The organism is Arthrobacter koreensis, from assembly GCF_009193255.1.
Lineage (GTDB): Bacteria > Actinomycetota > Actinomycetes > Actinomycetales > Micrococcaceae > Arthrobacter_B > Arthrobacter_B koreensis.
The window spans coordinates 191,898-211,346 of the sequence record NZ_WACG01000001.1 but is presented as its reverse complement, the minus strand read 5'-3'; the positions used below and the strand labels follow the sequence as shown (position 1 = coordinate 211,346).

General features: G+C 62.6%; 14 protein-coding genes. 11 read left to right on the top strand and 3 right to left on the bottom strand.

The annotated features are described in order from the left end of the window. The first annotated feature begins 2 nt into the window (after positions 1-2). Positions 3-1,484, top strand: a complete 1,482-nt coding sequence (locus GD628_RS00945) for a sensor histidine kinase (RefSeq protein ID WP_091603207.1) — start codon at positions 3-5, stop codon at positions 1,482-1,484. A gap of 128 nt (positions 1,485-1,612) precedes the next feature. Here the strand turns inward: GD628_RS00945 and GD628_RS00940 are convergent, their stop codons facing one another. Beyond that, positions 1,613-1,861 (bottom strand): WhiB family transcriptional regulator, encoded by a 249-nt coding sequence (locus GD628_RS00940; RefSeq protein WP_055239553.1) that lies wholly within the window; start codon positions 1,859-1,861, stop codon positions 1,613-1,615. 256 nt (positions 1,862-2,117) lie between these two features. Between GD628_RS00940 and GD628_RS00935 the strand changes: the two genes are divergently transcribed. Next, a complete protein-coding gene (locus GD628_RS00935; protein ID WP_226802289.1) occupies positions 2,118-2,543 on the top strand; it encodes a hypothetical protein in 426 nt (141 codons plus the stop codon). On the opposite strand, the gene GD628_RS00930 is transcribed toward GD628_RS00935, so the two are convergent. After that, positions 2,540-6,295, bottom strand: a complete 3,756-nt coding sequence (locus tag GD628_RS00930) for an FtsK/SpoIIIE domain-containing protein (RefSeq protein ID WP_152273564.1) — start codon at positions 6,293-6,295, stop codon at positions 2,540-2,542. The two genes, GD628_RS00935 and GD628_RS00930, sit on opposite strands and share 4 nt — an antisense overlap. A 435-nt stretch (positions 6,296-6,730) precedes the next feature. Here GD628_RS00930 and GD628_RS00925 point away from each other — a divergent pair, with 435 nt between their 5' ends. From GD628_RS00925 to GD628_RS00905, 5 genes are all read left to right on the top strand, one after another. After that, positions 6,731-8,779, top strand: a complete 2,049-nt coding sequence (locus GD628_RS00925) for an acyltransferase family protein (protein WP_226802288.1) — start codon at positions 6,731-6,733, stop codon at positions 8,777-8,779. Positions 8,780-8,883: 104 nt separating this feature from the next. Beyond that, entirely contained in the window at positions 8,884-10,071 is a 1,188-nt protein-coding gene (gene glf / locus GD628_RS00920) for a UDP-galactopyranose mutase (RefSeq protein ID WP_091603216.1), read from the top strand. Further along, on the top strand, positions 10,068-12,068 hold the full coding sequence (locus tag GD628_RS00915; protein WP_226802287.1) for a glycosyltransferase: 2,001 nt from the start codon (positions 10,068-10,070) through the stop codon (positions 12,066-12,068). The genes glf and GD628_RS00915 overlap by 4 nt, the downstream gene beginning before the upstream one ends. A 2-nt stretch (positions 12,069-12,070) precedes the next feature. Next, positions 12,071-12,943, top strand: a complete 873-nt coding sequence (locus tag GD628_RS00910) for an ABC transporter permease (RefSeq protein ID WP_091603219.1) — start codon at positions 12,071-12,073, stop codon at positions 12,941-12,943. A gap of 3 nt (positions 12,944-12,946) precedes the next feature. Next, positions 12,947-13,678, top strand: coding sequence for an ABC transporter ATP-binding protein (locus tag GD628_RS00905; RefSeq protein ID WP_091603222.1), 732 nt, complete (start codon positions 12,947-12,949; stop codon positions 13,676-13,678). A gap of 102 nt (positions 13,679-13,780) precedes the next feature. On the opposite strand, the gene rfbA is transcribed toward GD628_RS00905, so the two are convergent. After that, a complete protein-coding gene (rfbA, locus tag GD628_RS00900) occupies positions 13,781-14,656 on the bottom strand; it encodes a glucose-1-phosphate thymidylyltransferase RfbA (RefSeq protein ID WP_091603225.1) in 876 nt (291 codons plus the stop codon). A gap of 181 nt (positions 14,657-14,837) precedes the next feature. Between rfbA and GD628_RS00895 the strand changes: the two genes are divergently transcribed. From GD628_RS00895 to GD628_RS00880, 4 genes are read left to right on the top strand one after another with little or no spacing between them, the layout of a single operon-like run. After that, positions 14,838-16,046, top strand: a complete 1,209-nt coding sequence (locus tag GD628_RS00895; protein ID WP_091603228.1) for a hypothetical protein — start codon at positions 14,838-14,840, stop codon at positions 16,044-16,046. Between the two features lie 52 nt (positions 16,047-16,098). Beyond that, positions 16,099-17,097, top strand: a complete 999-nt coding sequence (gene rfbB, locus GD628_RS00890) for a dTDP-glucose 4,6-dehydratase (RefSeq protein WP_091603231.1) — start codon at positions 16,099-16,101, stop codon at positions 17,095-17,097. A gap of 5 nt (positions 17,098-17,102) precedes the next feature. Beyond that, a complete protein-coding gene (locus tag GD628_RS00885) occupies positions 17,103-18,518 on the top strand; it encodes a sugar nucleotide-binding protein (RefSeq protein ID WP_091603234.1) in 1,416 nt (471 codons plus the stop codon). Next, positions 18,511-19,413, top strand: a complete 903-nt coding sequence (locus GD628_RS00880; protein ID WP_091603237.1) for a glycosyltransferase family 2 protein — start codon at positions 18,511-18,513, stop codon at positions 19,411-19,413. Before GD628_RS00885 ends, GD628_RS00880 begins: the two co-directional genes overlap by 8 nt. Positions 19,414-19,449: the final 36 nt, after the last annotated feature.

Below are 19,449 nucleotides of genomic sequence, written 5' to 3'. Positions count from 1 at the left end.
CCATGGCAATATTCACCGATCCGATCAAGGACCATGCGGACTTCGGTCCGGGCGACGCCGAGTGGCTGCACCTGCTGGTGGGGGACTGGCAGCTGGTGGCAGACCTCGCGTTCGCTGACCTGGCGTTGTGGTTCCCGCTGCCGGAGGGCACCTACGTGGCGCTGGCGCATGCCCGCCCCTCGACGTCGCACACCGTGTTCCACAGCGACTTCGTAGGAGAGCGCATCCGCGCCGACCTGCAGCCGCTGGTGGATAAGGCCTGGAAGTCGCAGACCATCGAGCGTTCCAGCGAGACGAACTGGACCACCGAGACTGCCATGCGGGTGGAAGCGATTCCGTTCGTGCGCAACGGGCGCACGCTCGCCGTCGTCACGTCCCACATGGACCTCTCCAGTTCCAGGATGCCGTCCCGCCTTGAACTCACCTACCGGCAGTGTGCCTACGACCTGCTCCGGATGGGAACGCTGGGCCTGTGGCCTGACTTCGCCACCCCCACGGGTTCGCGCCGCGGCGCACCCCGTGTTGGTGACGGACTGATCCGGCTCGATGCCCAGGGCGTAGTGCAGTACGCCAGTCCCAACGGTGTTTCCGCCTTCCGCCGCCTCGGCGACATGGAGACGCTCGAGGGAAGGCCGCTTGCCGAGATTACGACGGCGCTGCTCAAGGACCGCAGGATGGTGGACGAAACGCTGCCGCTGGTAGTCACCGGGCGCATGCCGTGGCGCACCGAGATCGAATCCCGGGGCGTGAGCCTCTCCTTGCGGGCCATCCCGCTGCGCGATGAGAAGGAGCGGTTCGGTGCGCTGGTGCTGTGCCGCGATGTGTCCGAGCTGCGCCGCCGGGAGATGGAACTGGTGTCGAAGGACGCCACGATCCGCGAAATCCACCACCGGGTGAAGAACAACCTGCAGACGGTAGCCGCCCTGCTGCGCATGCAGTCGCGGCGGATGGAGAGCGAAGAGGGAAAGCTTGGCCTGGCCCAGGCAATGCGGCGCGTGTCCACGATCGCGCTGGTTCACGAAACCCTCTCACAGGGGCTGACGCAGAACGTCGACTTCGACGAGCTCATCGATCGGCAGTTCCGGCTCTCGGCCGAGGTAGCATCCCCTTCGCAGGCGGTGCGCACGGAACGCCAGGGAACGTTCGGCGAGCTTCCCAGCGACCTGGCGACTCCTCTCGCACTGGTGATCAACGAGCTGGTGACCAACGCCGTCGAACATGGACTGGCAGGCAAGGAAAACGGCACCGTGTGGCTGAACGCCGAACGGCATCTCGGAGCGGACGGCGGGGAAAACCTCACGGTGACCGTTTCGGATGACGGTATTGGCCTGCCGCCGGAACCCCGCAGGGAAGGACTAGGCCTGCAGATTGTGCGGACCCTCGTCCAGAGCGAACTCGACGGAACTATCCTCTGGACTCCGCGTCCGGGCGGTGGCACCGAAGTGGGGATTGAAATGGCCCTTGATGGTTCCCGGCGGCGCTAGCGCGCCCTGCTGACCCACGGCAAACAGGAAGGGGCGCGGCCGGGGGCCGCGGCCCCTACGTGCTGCCAGGCGGGGGTGCCTGGGCCAAATATTGGTGTGTAGGAAAACTCCGGGGGGGTCCTGCTTCCTTAGGAAGCCCGGCGAGCCCTTGCGGCACGGCGCTTAAGCGCACGGCGCTCATCTTCGCTCATGCCGCCCCAGACACCGGCGTCCTGACCGGTTTCGATGGCCCACTGGAGGCAGGTATCGATGACCGGGCACCGGCGGCAAACGCTCTTGGCCTCTTCAATCTGAAGAAGAGCCGGGCCGGTGTTCCCAACGGGGAAGAACAGCTCCGGATCCTTGTCCAGACATGCTGCGCGGCTCCGCCAATCCATGCTAATCACTATCTCCTCTTAAAAGTTGACTCCGCTTGTTTGTGAAAACATTCACGAGCAACCACAAACTAAAGGGGCCGGTTTCGGCCCCTGATCCCCTCTACTAGGGTGTCACGCGATGGAAACGCAAACAAGGGTTAACAAGCTGTTAATCTGCCGGAAATGATGAGTGATGCGTCACAAAGGCCCGTGGCCTCGGTCCTCTAGGATCCCTAACCGGTCGCTGCTCCTCGACTATGTCCGGTATGGTGCCAGTGTGTCAAGACCCCAAAATTCCGCGGCCCATGCGCCTCGTCCGGGAGCCGTCGTCCTCATTTCAGCCGTTCTGGTCTTTGAGGCACTCGCCCTTTTGGGCGTCGCGGGCTGGTATGTCTACAACCTCTTCAACTCCACCCCAACCTCTATGGGAGGGGCCGTTTTCAGTCTCTTCCTGATTGTGCTGGTGGCTGTCTGGTTGCTGGTCGTGGGGCACTTCTTCTTCCGCGGCATGCGGTGGACGAGGGCCGCCGCGCTGGTCTGGCAGCTGTTCATGATTGTGATCGCAGTGCCAACCCTGCAGGGCGGGGTCATAGTGGTGGGACTGGTCCTACTGCTCCCTGCCGCTGCCGTGCTGCTCCTGCTGTTCACGAAACCCGTCATCGCCTGGACCTCGCAGACCAGCGGAGACGCGAAGACTTTCTAGCCGGGAACGGCGAACCGCACTTCCACGGGTGAACCGCCGGCAAGGAGGTACCCGCGCCCCGGTGCCGGCCTGCCTTCCACCGCCAACCGGACCCCAAAGAACTCGCCGTCAGAGTCGCGGACAGGTGCCAGCAGCGCACCAGTGCCCGGCAACCGGACCCTGTTGAGTGCAGGGAGCCGGGGGAGGAGATTGAAGGCGGGAACGGCGCTGAGGACTATTCCGGCACCCCGCGCAAGCAGCTGCGCTATGACTTGATGGACTTCCGCAGGGAGCTGGTCAGCGTCATCTGCCAGGACCAGCCATCCCTCCAGGCTCCCGGTAGGCGGAGGAATGCTGCCGTTGGCTCCGGTGATTCCCTTCGCAGGGGTGACCCAGCACATTCTGGGGAGAAGTGCTGGCGCGCCCTCGCATGCGGGGGACAGCCGCGCTGCTGCGGCGAAGGTTTTTAGGAGAGTGGTCTTCCCGGAACCTGGCGGGCCCAGGACCGTAAAAACCGATCCGGGCGGCACCTGCGCCTCGATGGTTTTGAGCTCATCTCCTCCCATGCCGACCGGGAAGCTGTACGGCCCGGAGGCAGAGTCGAGGTCACTGAACAGGACAGTGCGCGGCAGCCCGTCTATACGGCGCGGATACGGAATTCCTTCCGGGAGCGGTGCAGGTTCGGCTGGCCAGCCGCGCTGGTAGCACTGCGCCAGGGTCTCCGACCCGTCCGCCGTCCCGTCCATCAGACCCGCCCCGGTCCCTGGCGTTAGCGGACCCTGGACGAAGGCTCGGCCAGGCAACGGGTTGAGCTCGGGCATGCGCGGCCAGGTAAGCAGCGCGTCATGCGAAAGCCCGGCAGGGAACCATAGCCTGTTAGGCAACAGCTGGAAGAACCGTGCAGAGGTCAGTTCACGGTTCCCGGAGACGAGCAGGCAGATGTCCGCGGCAGTACCGTCCCGCGCCAGGGAGAGCAGGGCATCCTCCGCGGGGGACGGTTTAGTTGACCGGAACGATTCCTGCCAACGTCCCCATCCGGAGACCAGGACGGTAATGCCGGCGGCGTTTGGCTGGTCCGCCAGCCGTTCGAGCAGGACATCCGCCAGCATCGACAGGACCCTGGAGGCCCTGGCCGTGTCATGGGGCGGTACGCAGGCGCCCACCTGCGGATGGCGAGCTGCCCAGGCGAGGGACCCGTCGCCGTCGAGCACATACAGATGTCTGCCGGGCAGGTTGGCCAGGTGCTGCCGGGCGAGCGTGGACGCTGCGGCTGGTGGGCCGGCGCGCGGCAGGCCTATCAGGGCCAGGTGGGAATGCTGATCAGGGTCCCAGTCGAGCCACTGCTGGGCCTGGCGAGCGGGCTGGTCTGCCAGCCCTATCCGAAGACTGCCCGCGGACGGGACAGGACGGGAACACAGTTCAACGGGGAGCGGAGGTTTGACGGGCGCCTGCCCGTGCTCCGGGAATCCGGCTTGTACGGCGGCGGCCTTGAGACCTTCCACAATCCGTTTCAGGCCGGGGCCGGACGGGGCTGCCGTCCTTGCGGGCGCGGACAGGAAATCCGCGAGGGTCTGCACAAGCGGCAGGTTGGGGTCGTTCGCCGCGGTGGATGCGGCCCGGAAGGTCAGGGGAGGCCCGCCGGCGAGGCGCAGGATCGCTTTTCCCGGAGAAGATGCAGAAATGGCTGCGGCGTCGTCACAGCCAATAACGTCGCGGGAATCCAGGGCGGATTGAACGCGCAGGCATATGGCAGCAGAAACGTTGGCACGAATATCGGCTGTGACGGCGCCCTGCGGCCGCTGCGTGGCAAGAATCAGATGAAGGCCCAGGGACCGGCCGAGGGCTGCGATCTTCATCAGTTCCTGTACGGCGTTTGGTACCGCGTCTGCCAGCATACGGAACTCGTCAACCACGACGACGAGGCGCGGAAGCTCCGCCCCCGGAATTGCTCGCGCGTTGAATTCATCCAGGTCACTGGCTCGGACTTCGGCGAGCAGGGACTCCCGGCGCCGTAGCTCAGCCCGCAGCGAGGTCATCGCGCGTGCAACATTCTCTTGGGACAGGTCGGTGAGGAAACCCGCGGTGTGGGGAAGTTCAGCCAGGGGCGCCAATCCGGACCCGCCCTTAAAATCGATCAGGAGAAAGTTCAGCCGAGTCGGTGGAATTCGGCAGGAAAGTGAGCAAACAAAGGTACGCAGCAGTTCGGACTTTCCGGAACCCGTGGTGCCGGCAACGAGGATGTGAGGTCCATCCTGGACCAGGTCCAGACTCACGGGGTGCCCGCCGGCATAACCGATTACCGCGCGAAACGGCCGGTCTTCCCTCCATGCCTTCCCCGCGGGTTCCGGAAACAACGGGGAATCAGTTTCCGGCGGAGTTCCGGCGGACGCCCCTGCCAGCTGAAGCGCGGCCCGGTGGAAGCTGCGGGCCCCGAGCAGGTCCGGAACAAAATGCTGCCGCTGGTTGTCCTGGGCGAGGGTTCCCCCGTCCCGGTCCAGAGCGATTGCGGGATCAGCATCTCGGGGGAGTGGCGGGGCGTCGGGATCCCTGCAGGCGATGAGGCAGGTGAGCTGGCGGGTCTGTTCCGGAAGAATGTCCCAGATGCCCCGGGCCGTGTCCCACAAGCCCGGCGGTGCGACCGCGATCAGGGGGTAGCCGGGACGCGAAGCAGCGAGATCTGCAAGTGCCGCCGCCGCCGCGCTCGCGTGCTTGGCCGGCACTAGATGGATGCCGGGGATGAACCGGGCATCACAGGTGAGCTCATCTGCTGTGGCACCGAGCAGTGCGGCCGCGGGTCTGTCCGGTGCGGCGCTGGTTCCCAGCTGGAGCAGCAGGGAACGGACGAGTCCTTGAACGTTTCTGGAGGCACCCGAGACGCAAACCGTGCAGCCGGCCCGTGCCTCCAAGACCACCGGGACCGCGTCGAGCACTGGAGGGCGCCACGTGTCACTCGGACTTCGGAGTACCAGGTCTGCCGGAACGGAACCGGTGCCAAGCCTAAGGGCGACGAGCGGATTCCGGGTGTGGTTTGTAGAATTCGGTGCTGGTTCTAATTGGATGGATTCTCCGAATGCTGAACCTGCCAGAGCAGCCAGGCAGCGGTCGCCCAGGGTGGGCTGCAGGAAATGGCGCCGGCGGCGGTCTGCTTCTCTAGCCCTCCCTTCGGCACATCGGAAGGCGGTAAGGCGGCGTCGGTAGCTGAGGAGCCCGGCACCGGCGGTGAGCGCGCCAATGCCCGAGAAGGCCAGGAAGAACCACATTCCAGTCGCCGCTGCCAGTGCGAGTCCGAGCCCGAGCGGAAGAAATGCTGCTGCCAGGGTCCCTGCGCCCGGCCGTTGCGGGGGTGTGCCCCCTATCTCGACGGGACAGTCCACTGATTGCGGGGCGCTGCCTGTTCCTGTGTTTTCCAGCCACCCGTCCGCCTGTCCTGTATCCGATGCCGGTACATGCAGCCGGAATAACGTATCTCCGGCCCGTACCCGGGACATGGTGGACAACCACGCGTGGTTTACGCGCTTGCCGTCAACCCACAGCCCGTTGCTGGAGCCCCGGTCGAAAATCTGCACGCCCCTGGCATCCACCTCGAGCCGGGCATGAACGCGGGACAGCGAGGGGTCGCTGATCAGGATGCCAGTGCCCTCCAGCGCGGTGTCCGGGTCCGGGCGTCCCAGCCAGTAGCGTCCAGGCCTTAGCTCCTCGATATGTCCGGCATCAGGTCCTGTGTGTGTGACGAGGAGGAGCGCGGGGAGGGGACACTTGACCCGTGGTTTCATGCGATCGTTGACACACGGAATGAGGATGCGGCCATCCTGACTGTCGGCCAGCGCGAACACACGGGCGGTGGGAGGCCCGAACGGGGCGGAGGAAAGAGCCAGCAGGTTCTTCACCTGGGCGGTTAGCTCCGCATTGCGTATGGAAGACGTGGGATTTATCACGATCGGTAGAACCTGTGTCGCGGGCGCTGAGGAGAGGCCGCGGAACACGAAACGCCCCGCTGCTGCTGCGTGGATCGCCACAAGTTCACCTCCCTGACCGGGAACATCCAGGTGAAACCAAACTATTGCCAGAGTGCTTAGGAAACCTCGGCACTCAGAGCAGTTGTGGATACTTTCCGTGCCACGGGGCGAGTGGTGTTGCAGGGGCGAGTCGTGGAGGAACGGTAGACTCACGCCGGGGGAGACCGCAAGAAGTTACTTTGAAAGGTCCGCGTGCACCAGGAAGTACTAGTCACTCGGAAGCATGAGCAGCCGCGTGCCCACCCGAAACCGGGGTTCAGGCCCGAAGTCCAGGGACTTCGGGCGCTTGCTGTGCTCATGGTGGTGACCTACCACATTTGGTTTGGTCGGGTGTCCGGCGGCGTGGACATCTTCCTGCTGATCTCTGCCTTCCTGCTCACCCTGTCGTTTGTCCGCAAACTCGAAGCGGGACGGGCCCTCGACCTTGGCCGCTACTGGCTGCATATGTTCAAACGCCTGCTGCCGGCCGTCGTCGTCGTCCTCCTGGGCATCCTTGCCGCAACGGCCCTTTTCGTCCCCCGCTCGCGCTGGTCCGAAATCCTGTCCCAGACCTGGTCTTCGCTCTTCTACTTCCAAAACTGGGCACTCGCAGCCAACTCGGTGGATTACTACGCCACTGACCAAAGCATCGCAAGCCCGCTCCAGCACTTCTGGTCCCTGTCCGTTCAGGGCCAGGTCTTTATCCTCTGGCCACTGCTTTTCGCGCTGGCCGCGGTCATTGCCAAAGCTGCGAAGATCCGCATCCGCAGGGCAGTGCTGCTCGTATTCGGCTCAGTCTTTGTGGCGTCCCTGACGTTCTCCATTTACGAAACGTATACAAACCAGGTCCACGCCTACTTCGATACCAGGACCCGACTCTGGGAATTCGCCTTCGGTACCTTGCTGGTACTGGCGCTGCCGTATCTAAAGCTTCCGCAGCCCGTACGCGTGGCGGCAGGCTGGATCGGTCTGGCCGCCATGCTCTCCGGGGGGTTCATCCTTGATGTCCAGGGCCAGTTCCCCGGTTATGTTGCACTCTGGCCGCTCGTAGCCGCCGCTCTCATCATCCTTGCGGGACAGACGGAAAGCCCGTTCGGAGCGGACAGGCTTTTGACCTGGAAACCCCTGATCCGGCTCGGAGACATGTCCTATGCCCTTTACCTCTGGCACTGGCCCGTCCTTATCATCTACCTGATCTGGCGCGGACGCGAGGACGTGGGGCCGGTCGGTGGCACTGCCATCATTGCTCTGTCTCTCGTGCTGGCGTACCTGACGACGCGGTTTGTGGAGCGTCCCCTGCGATCGCTCGCCTGGGCGGAGAAGAAGAAGCGCAGGGCGGCTGTTGTTATTGCGATCTGCGTTGCCCTGGTTGCAACGCCGGTTGCGGCTTGGCAGCAGTGGCTCGGCTATGAGGCCAGGCAGGCTGAGGCGGAAGCGGTCCGCAACAACCCCGGGGCCCGCATCCTTCAGCCAGGATATTCGGATCAAAGGTCACCTGATGCTCCGGTTTTGCCGTTGCTCAGTGCATTGGAGAAAGAGTGGGGCGTTCTGGACAGCGACTGCAGCGGTATCGCAGACGGACCGAACTCATCCGTCCTCACAGATGGTTGCATGGCCACTGGCGAAGAAGATTACACCAAGACCGTTCTGGTCATTGGAGATTCCCATGCCCAGCAATGGCTTGGGTCCATAAGGCCGATGGCGGAGGGCAGGAGCTACCGTGTCATTGCCGTGCTCAAGGGCGGCTGCCGCTTCGGAGCACCCACGGACGAGCAGTGGCCGGAATGCCAGGAGTTCAACGAAGCAGCGCTGGATTACGCCCTTGAACTGAAGCCGGACGCTGTGCTGACGGTTGGGACCGCCGCTCAGCCTGCTGTTGCCGCGGATCCGGTAGTTCCTGGCTTGCCCGAGGCAGCACTGCAGCTCGCCGGGGAAGGTATCCCGGTGGTCGGTATTCGGGACAATCCGCGGTTTGAATACAACATGATCCATTGCACGGAAACCCACGGACCCGAGTCAAACGACTGTGCTGCACCGGTGGAGACTAAGCTCTCAAACGGAGCCGGAGTCGCAGCGGCCTTTGAATCACTGCAGGGATTGGCTCTGCTAGATATGACGGATCTGATCTGTCCTGAAGGGGTTTGTGTTCCGACTGTGGGCAGCGTCCGGGTGTTCCTGGATGACAACCACCTGACACTCTCCTATGCCGAGTCCATGAGTGAAGAATTCGACCGTCGTTTTCATTCGCTGATGAACTGGTAGCTGCGGCCCGAACCGCCCGGATGTGTGCCGGTTAAGAATGTCGGATAACCTTTATCGTCGGGCGTGTGCCGCAGGGCCGCGCCGAAACCTACAGGGAGTGACAAGTGAACGTTGACCTCGTCGTCGTCGGGTCAGGCTTCTTCGGCCTAACGGTAGCCGAACGCGCCGCCAAGGAGCTGGGGCTGAAGGTCGCGGTTCTGGACCGCCGTCACCACATTGGCGGAAACGCTTACAGTGAGAACGAAGCCCAGACCGGGATTGAGGTGCACCGCTACGGTGCCCACCTCTTCCACACCTCCAACGAGCGTGTCTGGAACTACGTGAATGAGTTCACCCAGTTCACTAACTACGTGCATAAGGTGTACACCAGCCATAAGGGCGAGGTGTACCCCATGCCGATCAACCTGGGCACAATCAATCAGTTCTTCCGGTCCTCCATGGGCCCCGCCGAGGCAAAGGCGCTCATTCAGGAGCAGGCCGGCGAGCTCGCCGGAACCGACCCGCAGAACCTTAATGACAAGGGCATCCAACTGATTGGCCGCCCGTTGTACGAAGCGTTCATCAAGTACTACACCGGCAAGCAGTGGCAGACAGACCCGAAGAATCTGCCCGCCGAGATCATCTCCCGCCTCCCGGTCCGCTACACCTATGACAACCGGTACTTCAATGACAAGTACGAAGGCCTGCCGGTGGATGGCTACACGGCGTGGATCGAGCGCATGGCCGATCACCCTAACATTCAGGTACACCTGAAAACCGACTTCTTCGACGACGGACACGAGTTCTCACGCGCCACTACGCTCGGCCAGGTTCCGGTTGTCTACACCGGCCCGGTTGACCGCTACTTCGATTATGCGGAGGGCGATCTCTCCTGGCGCACTATTGACCTGGAGGAGGAAGTCCTGCCGATCGAGGACTTCCAGGGAACTTCGGTCATGAACTACCCGGATGAGGACGTGCCCTACACTCGGATCCACGAGTTCCGCCACTTCCACCCGGAGCGTGACTACACCAAGGACGCAACCGTCATCATGCGGGAGTTCTCACGTTTTGCCGAAAAGGGCGATGAACCGTATTACCCGATTAATACCGCGGAAGACCGCGCCAAGCTGCTTGCCTACCGTGATCTTGCGAAGGGGGAGAAGGACGTCCTGTTCGGCGGACGCCTTGGCACCTACAAGTACCTGGACATGCACATGGCCATCGGTTCGGCTTTGTCGATGTACGACAATAAGATCAAGCCCCATTTCACCGGGGGAGCCAAGTTTGAAAGCGGAGGAGTGGACGCGTGAGCAACGCCATCGCAGAGGACGGAAAAGCCGCCGAGGAGCAGTGGTCCACGCTCCAGCGTGTGATCCTTCCTTCGTTGGACCAGCTGGACACTGTTCCGCTCTACCTTGATACCGGCAACGCGACCGGCGTCCAGCTCTCCACCATGAACGGGGATGCCAAGAGCAACAATGCCGGGCCCATGATGTCAGCGCCTGGTAAAGAAGCCCATGCGGAGGACTTTCTCTCCCGGCATTCGACATCGGTCCGAGCAGGCGAAAGGGTGTCCTTCGGCACCTACTTCAACGCCTTCCCTGCTAGCTACTGGCGCCGTTGGACCAACCTGGACACCGTGCGCCTCAGTGTCCGGACAACGGGAACCGGCGCCGTCAGCGTCTACAAGTCGAATGCTCGCGGTGCACTGCAGCACGTCGAGACCCAGCGGGTGAGCGCCCCGGCAACCAGCACGTTTGAGCTGAGTCTGAAGCCCTTCGGCGACGGCGGCTGGTACTGGTTCGACCTGGTGGCCGGTTCTGAGCCTCTCGTCCTTGAGGAAGCTGAATGGCAGGCCCCGGGCGCTCCGGTCAGCCAGGGCAGTGTGACCCTTGAGATCACCACGCTGAACAAGACCGATTTCTGCCTGAACAACCTGCGTATCCTGGGTGAACATCCTGAGGCACTGAAGTGCCTCAAGGAAGTCCTGATCGTTGATCAGGGTACAAAAAAGGTTGCCGACGCCGATGGGTTCGCCGAAGTAGAAGCCATGATGGACGGCAAGCTGCGGATCATCAACCAGGCGAACCTTGGCGGTTCCGGCGGATTCGCCCGCGGTATGTACGAAGCTGTTGAAAGTGGCAGCGACTATGTGCTCTTGCTGGACGACGACGTCGTTATGGAACCGGAGAGTATCTCGCGCCTGGTGACGTTCGCCGACCGGTGCAAGACCCCCACCATCGTTGGCGGTCATATGTTCGACCTGTATAACCGCACGGTTCTGCACACCTTCGGCGAGACAGTCAACCCGTACCGTTTCCAGCCGGACCAGCCGCACGAGGATCAAACGCTGGGCCATGACTTCGTGCGCTCCAACCTGCGCCAGACCTCGTGGCTGCACCGCCGGGTCGACGTCGATTACAACGGCTGGTGGATGTGCCTGATCCCTACCAAGGTCATTCGCGACATTGGACTGTCCCTTCCGGTCTTCATTAAGTGGGACGACGCCGAGTACGGCCTGCGCGCCAAGACCGCCGGTTACCCAACCGTATCGATGCCCGGCTCGGCCGTATGGCACGTGTCCTGGATCGACAAGGATGACCTCGTTGGCTGGCAGGCGTACTTCCATACCCGCAACCGGATGATCGCGGCCCTGCTGCACAGCCCGTACGAGCACGGCGGCCGGGTTGTCCGGGAAACCAGCTACATGGATCTCAAGCACTTGATCTCCATGCAGTACTACACCGCGGTGGGCCGGACGATGGCACTGCGGGATCTCCTTATGGGGCCGGACCAACTGCATGACCTGTTGCCGTCCAAGTTGCCGGAGATCCGAGGGATGGTTTCCGAGTTCTCCGATGCCCAAATCCAGTCTGAGCCGGAGGCATTCCCCGCACCGGTCATGCACAAGCCTCCGCGGCGCGGGCAGGGGTTCAGTGCGCCGTCCTACGCCACTTTGATTCCCTGGGCAGCCAAAACGGTGGTCAAGCAACTGACAAAGAAGGTGCCGGCAACAAGCGTTGAGCACCCGCAGGCGTACATCGCCCATCAGGACAACAAGTGGTGGCGCATGTCCCAGTACGACAGTGCCGTGGTGTCGAATGCCGAAGGTACCGGGGCGTCGTGGTACCGCCGCGATCCGAAGCAGGTCCGTGCACTCCTGGGCGAGAGCCTGCGACTGAACGCTGAGATCCTGAAGAACTGGCAGTCACTCAGCGACCGCTACCGCAGTGCTCTGCCGCAGATCACCTCCTTCGAAGCCTGGAAGGCCACGTTCGAGAAGCACTCGGAAGACGAGGGTCGGTAGGGTTGTCCGCCGAAGCTCTCCAGACGCCGGGGCGGGGCAGCGGATTTGCTGATTTGTTCCGCTCCCGCTTCCTGCTCAAGCTACTGGTCGCCAAGGAACTGAAGGTCCGCTACCGGGGATCAGTACTGGGACTGCTGTGGTCCTATGTGAAGCCTGCCGTGCAGTTCGTTGTCTTCTACGTTGCCCTCGGTATTTTCCTGAACATGGAACGCAGCCCGACCAACGCCAGCGGCCTGCCGAACTATGCGATCTACCTGTTCTCCGGCATTGTGCTGATCAACTTCTTTACCGAAGCCTTGGGCAATGCGTCCCGCTCGATTGTGGGCAACGGTGGACTGATCAAGAAGATCTACCTTCCACGGCAGCTCTTTCCGGTTGCATCCGTCTGGGTTTCCGGAGTCCACTTCGTCCCGCAGATCATTATTCTGCTGGTCGCCTGCCTATTCAACGGCTGGCGGCCGGGGCTGCTGCAGCTGGCGGCTGCGGCAGCGGGCTTCCTGATAGTGGCCCTCCTGGCCACTGGACTGGGCCTGCTATTTGGAGCCGTAAACGTGTATTTCCGGGACGCTGAGAACCTCGTGGATATGCTGCTGATGATTGCCACATGGGCCTCGCCGGTCCTGTATTCGTGGATCATGGTGCGTGACAAGCTCGGCGAAACGTTCTTCACCGTTTACCAGTTGAATCCGATTACCGTGGGTGTCGAAGCCTTCCACTTCGCGTTTTGGCTGCCGACCACCGACGGGGCAGAGTCTATTCCTCCGCACCTGCTCTCAGTGTGGATTCCAGTTGGTTTGGCTATCTCGGGGCTGGTCCTGCTGACCGGGCAGCTCGTTTTCCGCCGCCTTGAAGGCCGTTTCGCTCAGGAGCTCTGACCCGTGGCTACTGCCATTGAAGTAAGCAATATCAGCAAGAGATTCGTCCTGCGCCATACGCGCTCGATGAAAGAGGCATTTGTCTGGCTAATCAAGGGGCGCAAGGGCGATCTCAGCGAGAAATTTGATGCCCTGAAGGATGTGTCTCTGACCGTCGAGCAGGGTGAAACAGTAGCGCTGCTGGGCCTGAACGGGTCGGGTAAGTCGACGCTGCTGAAGCACATCTCCGGCGTGATGCGTCCCGACGCCGGCCGCGTTGGTACCAGGGGGCGTGTTGCGGGATTGATTGAAGTCGGTGCCGGATTCCACCATGACCTCAGCGGACGGGACAACGTCTACCTCAATGGCGCAATCCTCGGCATGAGTGAGCAGGAAATCGCTGAGAAGTTCGACTCGATTGTCGAATTCTCCGAAATCGGCCAGTTCATCGACACGGAGGTTAAGTTCTACTCGTCGGGTATGTACCTACGGCTTGCGTTTTCTGTCGCAGTACACACGGACCCAGAGGTTTTCCTGGTGGACGAGATCCTGGCAGTGGGAGATGAACCGTTCCAGAAGAAGTGCATTGACAAGATCAAGGAACTGGCCGGAGAAGGCAAGACGCTGGTAGTTGTCAGTCATGACCTGGACCTGGTTTCGCGCATCTGCGAACGCGGCGTCTTGCTGGAACACGGCAAGATCATCATGGACGCCCCCGTGCAGGACGTCGTCGACCGGCTTCGTGGCGTTGCCTAAGCGGACCGACCTAGCTCAGCGAACATGAAAGAGCGGAAGCCCCCGGCCGGGGGCTTCCGCTCTTTCAGTCGGTCAGAAGGACTGCGCCGCTGGGCCGACGGACTACTTTTTCTCGTCTGAGTCCAGCAGGGACATGAGGTACGCGCCGTAGCCGCTCTTGACGAGGGGCGCGGCACGCTCGCGGAGCTCGTCGTCGGAGAGGAAACCGAGGCGCCAAGCCACTTCCTCTGGAGCCCCGATTTTCATTCCCTGACGGTGCTCGATCGTGCGGATAAAGTTCGAAGCATCGTTGAGCGAATCGAATGTGCCGGTGTCCAGCCATGCAGTGCCGCGGGGAAGGATGTCCACGCGCAGCTTGCCGCGTTCAAGGTACGTCCGATTCACGTCGGTGATCTCCAGTTCACCGCGCGGGGAAGGCTTGAGCGACTTAGCGATCTCAACCACGTCGTTGTCGTAGAAATACAAGCCCGGCACGGCATACTTACTCTTCGGCTTGGCAGGCTTTTCTTCCAGCGAAAGAGCATTTCCGTCATCGTCGAATTCGACAACGCCGTAAGCGGTCGGGTCGCTGACGCGGTAGCCGAAGACGGCTCCTCCGTCGATGTTGCTGAACCGACGCAGCTGGGTGCCCATTCCGGGCCCGTAGAAGATATTGTCTCCCAGCACCAAGGCAACAGGGCCATTGCCGATGTGCTCGGCACCCAGGATGAACGCCTGGGCTAGACCATCAGGCGAGGGCTGTTGGACGTAGCTCAGAGAGATACCGAACTGGCTGCCGTCTCCGAGCAGACGCTGGAACTGGTCGGCGTCGTGGGGAGTCGTTACGATCAGGATGTCTCGAATCCCTGCAAGAATCAGTGTTGACAGCGGGTAGTAGATCATCGGCTTGTCATACACAGGGACGAGCTGCTTGCTGATTCCTAGGGTGATGGGATGCAGCCGTGATCCCGTACCGCCAGCCAATATGATTCCTCGCATGGAATAATGATGTCCCAGAGAGCTGGGCCCGCAAAATCTGTCGGGCCCTGGCGCGTTCCGGTTTCAGGGAAGTGTCCGCTCTTTCCCAAGGATAGGTTCACTTTTGCGCGATTCCGGTACGCCAGACACTGAGCGGGGACAAGGGGCAGGAGGAACTATCGGCAGGTCTTCCGCGGCCGGTGTGGGGGCCGCTTCTCTGGTCTCAGCCGCAGTGGGCTACGCGGTCCTGCTGATCTCCGCCCGGACTCTCTCGCCTGAGGAGAACGCCGGCTTCCTCACCTTCTGGTCCTTTGTCTTCTTTGTGTTCGGCGTGCTTGGCGGCATAGTCATAGAGTCGACCCGGGCCGCCAGGTCCTCCCTTGAATCCGGACCGCATCCATCAGGCGCCCGTATCGGCCCGGTCGCCGTCGGTCTGGGAGCCGCTGCTGCACTAATCCTGCTGGCTACGTCCGTCCTCTGGGGTGAGCCCCTGTTCGGATCTTCAGCGCTCTATCTGGTGCCGATCGTCTGCATTGCGGCGCTGCTGTACTCCGGGCATGCCAGCACTGTCGGTTCCCTCGGCGGCAGCGGGCGTTGGAGCGAGTACTCCGCTGTTACCGTCGCCGAGTCGTTCCTGCGGCTGGCGGGGGTGGGAGCGGCCGTCCTGGTTGGGGCAAGCATCGGCGGCCTCGCCGCTGCCACCGCACTGGGCGCGGCGGCCTGGCTGCTTTTCCTCCTGCTCTCGAAGCGCACACGAAGCTCGTTTACGGTCCGGGCAGATGTTCCCAACCGCGATTTCGTCCGCAACATCCTGCACGCCTGCCTCGCTGCTACGGCCAGCTCCGCCCTGCTCGTGGGGTTCCCGGTCATGCTGAAATTCACGACGACGGACAGCGTCTACCTTGCGTCAGCACCGCTGCTGATGGCACTGTCCCTAACCCGGGCCCCACTGATGATTCCGCTGATGGCCTACCAAAGCGTGGCGATCACCCACTTCATGGCCCGGAAGTCGGAGGGCGCCAAAGCCTACCTGCCGCTGTTCCTGGTGGTGCTGGGGGTTGCTGCTGCCGGTGCGGTGGCGGCAGGGCTGATCGGTCCCTGGCTCATGGTGTTCCTGCTGGGGCCGGACTATCACATTGACGGATTGGTCCTGGCCGCTTTGACCCTGGACTCAGGGTTCCTTGCCCTGCTGACCCTTACGGGTTCACTGGCCGTTGCCTCCAACCAGCACCGTGCCTATTCCCTGGGCTGGGTCGCGGCAGCGGCTGTGTCGCTGGCGATGCTGTTCCTGCCCGTCGGCATGGAACTCAAAACGATCCTCAGCCTGGCCGCCGGGCCGTTGTGCGGTGTGGTGGTCCATACATGGTTTGTGCAGAGCAGCCTTCGGAACCGGTCCGGGCTGACGAGCTAAGCGGCACCGGGCGCTCAACCCCGGGCGTTACGGGAACCGGTAGGCTGGTGCCATGCAGAAACTCCTTGTTACCGGCGGTGCCGGCTTTATTGGTTCAAACTTCGTGCACTACGCGCTGGCCAACACGGATTCTTCGATCACGGTTCTGGACAAGCTCACCTACGCCGGCAACTTGGCCTCGCTGCAGGGCCTCCCTGAGGACCGCTTCACCTTTGTTCAGGGTGACATCTGCGACAACGGCCTCGTTGACACCCTCGTGCAGGAGACTGACGTCGTTGTCCACTACGCAGCCGAGTCCCACAACGATAATTCCCTCCACGATCCGCGGCCGTTCCTGGATACCAACATCATCGGCACCTACACGCTGATCGAGGCTGCCCGGAAGCACGGCAAGCGCTTCCACCACATCTCCACGGACGAGGTCTACGGCGACCTGGAACTCGATGACCCGGAGCGGTTCACCGAATCCACTCCGTACAACCCCTCCAGCCCGTACTCCTCCACCAAGGCCGGTTCGGACCTGCTGGTGCGTGCCTGGGTCCGGTCCTTCGGCCTGCAGGCGACCATCAGCAACTGCTCCAACAATTACGGGCCGTACCAGCACGTGGAGAAGTTCATTCCGCGGCAGATCACCAACGTGATTGATGGCATCCGTCCCAAGCTCTACGGTGCCGGCGAGAACGTCCGCGACTGGATCCACGCCAACGACCACTCTTCCGCCGTCCTCACGATTATCGAGAAGGGCGAGATCGGGCAGACCTACCTGATCGGCGCTGACGGTGAAAAGAACAACAAGGAAGTTGTCGAGCTGATCCTGAAGCACATGGGCCAGCCCGCTGACGCCTATGACCAGGTCATCGACCGGCCCGGACACGACCTGCGCTACGCCATCGATTCGTCGCGCCTGCGCACTGAACTGGGCTGGGAACCGAAGTTCTCCAACTTCGATCAGGGCATCGAAGCCACCATCGCCTGGTACCGGGAGAACGAAGCCTGGTGGCGTCCGCAGAAGGCCGAGACCGAGGCCAAGTACAAGGTCCAGGGACAGTAACCGCGATGGTTGAATTCTCCAAGGCCCTCACTGCCCGCGAAACTGCAATTCCCGGCGTCGTTCTCTACGACCTGCCTGTCCACGGCGACAACCGCGGCTGGTTCAAGGAAAACTGGCAGCGGGAGAAGATGCTGGCGCTGGGACTGCCTGACTTTGGGCCGGTCCAGAACAACATTTCCTTCAACGAAAAGGCCGGCACCACCCGGGGCATCCATGCCGAACCGTGGGACAAGTACATTTCGGTGGCTACTGGCCGGATCTTCGGCGCGTGGGTGGACCTGCGCGAAGGCCCCAGCTTCGGAACCGTATTCACGGCAGAGCTGGACCCCAGCCAGGCCATTTTCATTCCCCGAGGGGTAGGAAACGCCTTCCAGACGCTGGAAGACAACACCGCCTACACCTACCTGGTGAATGACCACTGGAGCGCGGACGCGCAGGGTCAGTACACCTTCTTGAACCTCGCAGACGAGACAGCCGCCATTGAATGGCCCATCCCGCTGGAACAGGCTGAGCTGTCGGACAAGGACAAAGCGCACCCCCGCCTGGCAGATGTGGTGCCAATGAAGCCGCGCCGCATTCTTGTTCTCGGTGCCGACGGACAGCTGGGTAAGGCACTGCGCAAAACGTACGACGACGATTCCTCCGTTGAGTTCGCCGGCCGGGCCGAGTTTAACCTGGCTGATCCTGCCTCCTACGAGCGGAACTGGAAGAACTACTCCGCCATCATCAACGCAGCTGCCTACACTGCCGTGGACGCAGCGGAGACCCCGGAAGGCCGCCGGCTCGCCTGGGAGATCAACGTCAGCGCGGTTGCCCGGCTGGCCAGGGTCGCCGCCCAGAACAGGCTGACGCTGGTGCATGTTTCCAGCGACTACGTCTTCGACGGCACGGTTCAGACCCACACGGAGGACGAGCCCTTCTCACCCCTGGGTGTGTACGGGCAGACCAAAGCCGCTGGCGACGCCGTCGTCTCCGTGGTTCCGCAGCACTACATTGTCCGGACCAGCTGGGTCATCGGCGAAGGCAGCAATTTCGTGCGCACCATGGCCTCGCTCGCCGAGCGGGGCATCCGCCCGTCCGTGGTCAACGACCAGATCGGGCGTCTCTCCTTCACCGAGGACATCGCGGCCGGTATAGCACACCTGCTTGCCAGCGGGGCCCCGTACGGGACCTACAACCTCAGTAACACCGGTGAGCCGGCCAGCTGGGCGGAGATCGCTGCGTCGGTGTATGAGCTGACCGGAAAACCCCGCGGGGCCGTCTCCGGCGTCAGCACCGAGGAGTATTTCCGGGACAAGGACGCCGCACCGCGGCCGTTGAACTCCGCACTGGACTTGGGCAGGATCGAAGCTGCGGGCTTCCGGCCAGGGGATGCGGGGGAGCGCCTGGCCGACTACGTTGCCGGGGCGCCCAATGCCTGAGCCGGGCGCCACTGTCGGGATCTACATACCGTTCTGGGGCGAATTGGAGTACCTGCGGACCGCCGTTGAAAGTGTGCAGGCGCAGACTGACCCGGACTGGAGCCTGACCGTAGTCAATGACGCGCATCCGGACCGATCGGTGGATGCGTACTTCGGAACGCTCACGGATCCCCGCATCCGGTATGTGAGGAACGAAGCCAACTGCGGCATCACGGAGAACTTCCGGCGGTGCGTGCAGATGGCTACTGAGCCGCGGATCGTCGTGATGGGCTGTGACGATTTCCTGCTGCCCGGCTACGTGGAAACGGTCCGGCGTGCCCACGCACTGCACCCGCAGGCAGGGCTGATTCAGCCCGGCGTCGTGGTTAAGGACGAACACGGAGAGACAGTCAGCACCCTGGCTGATTCGGTGAAGCAGAAACTCATGCGCCCGCGCAGCAGCGAGCCCGTCCTGCTAGGCGGGGACAAACTGGCCGCCAACCTGATGCAAGGGAACTGGCTTTACTGGCCGTCCCTGGCCTTCCGCCGTGACGCGATTCAGAAGCACGATTTCCGTGACGGTTTCCCGGTCATCCAGGACTTGGCACTGATCCTGGACCTGCTCCTGGACGGGGAGGACCTGCTCCTGGTTCCACAGACGGTTTTCGCCTACCGCCGTCACAGCTCCAGTGCCTCGTCACTGGAGCTGCTGGACGGTTCCCGCTTCGAGGGGGAGCGGCGCTTCTTCCGGCACGCTGTTCAGCTGGCCGGGCCCCGCGGATGGAAGCGGACCGTCCGGGGCGCGCGCATGCACCTGACATCCCGCCTGCATGCCCTGGTGCTGCTGCCCGCAACGCTGCGACGCGGTGATTTGCGCACAGCAGTGCTGGTCCTGCGGCACGCCTTCGGTAGCTAGGCACATCTGCATATAGGAAAGGCCCCGGCTTGAAAT

Excerpts from the sequence above, each read along its gene's own strand:
- GD628_RS00940 (WP_055239553.1), bottom strand. The coding sequence starts at position 1,861 with ATGGATTGGCGGAGCCGCGCAGCATGTCTGGACAAGGATCCGGAGCTG.
- GD628_RS00885 (WP_091603234.1), top strand. The coding sequence starts at position 17,103 with ATGGTTGAATTCTCCAAGGCCCTCACTGCCCGCGAAACTGCAATTCCC.
- GD628_RS00880 (WP_091603237.1), top strand. The coding sequence starts at position 18,511 with ATGCCTGAGCCGGGCGCCACTGTCGGGATCTACATACCGTTCTGGGGC.
- rfbA (WP_091603225.1), bottom strand. The coding sequence starts at position 14,656 with ATGCGAGGAATCATATTGGCTGGCGGTACGGGATCACGGCTGCATCCC.
- GD628_RS00945 (WP_091603207.1), top strand. The coding sequence starts at position 3 with ATGGCAATATTCACCGATCCGATCAAGGACCATGCGGACTTCGGTCCG.
- rfbB (WP_091603231.1), top strand. The coding sequence starts at position 16,099 with ATGCAGAAACTCCTTGTTACCGGCGGTGCCGGCTTTATTGGTTCAAAC.
- GD628_RS00930 (WP_152273564.1), bottom strand. The coding sequence starts at position 6,295 with ATGAAACCACGGGTCAAGTGTCCCCTCCCCGCGCTCCTCCTCGTCACA.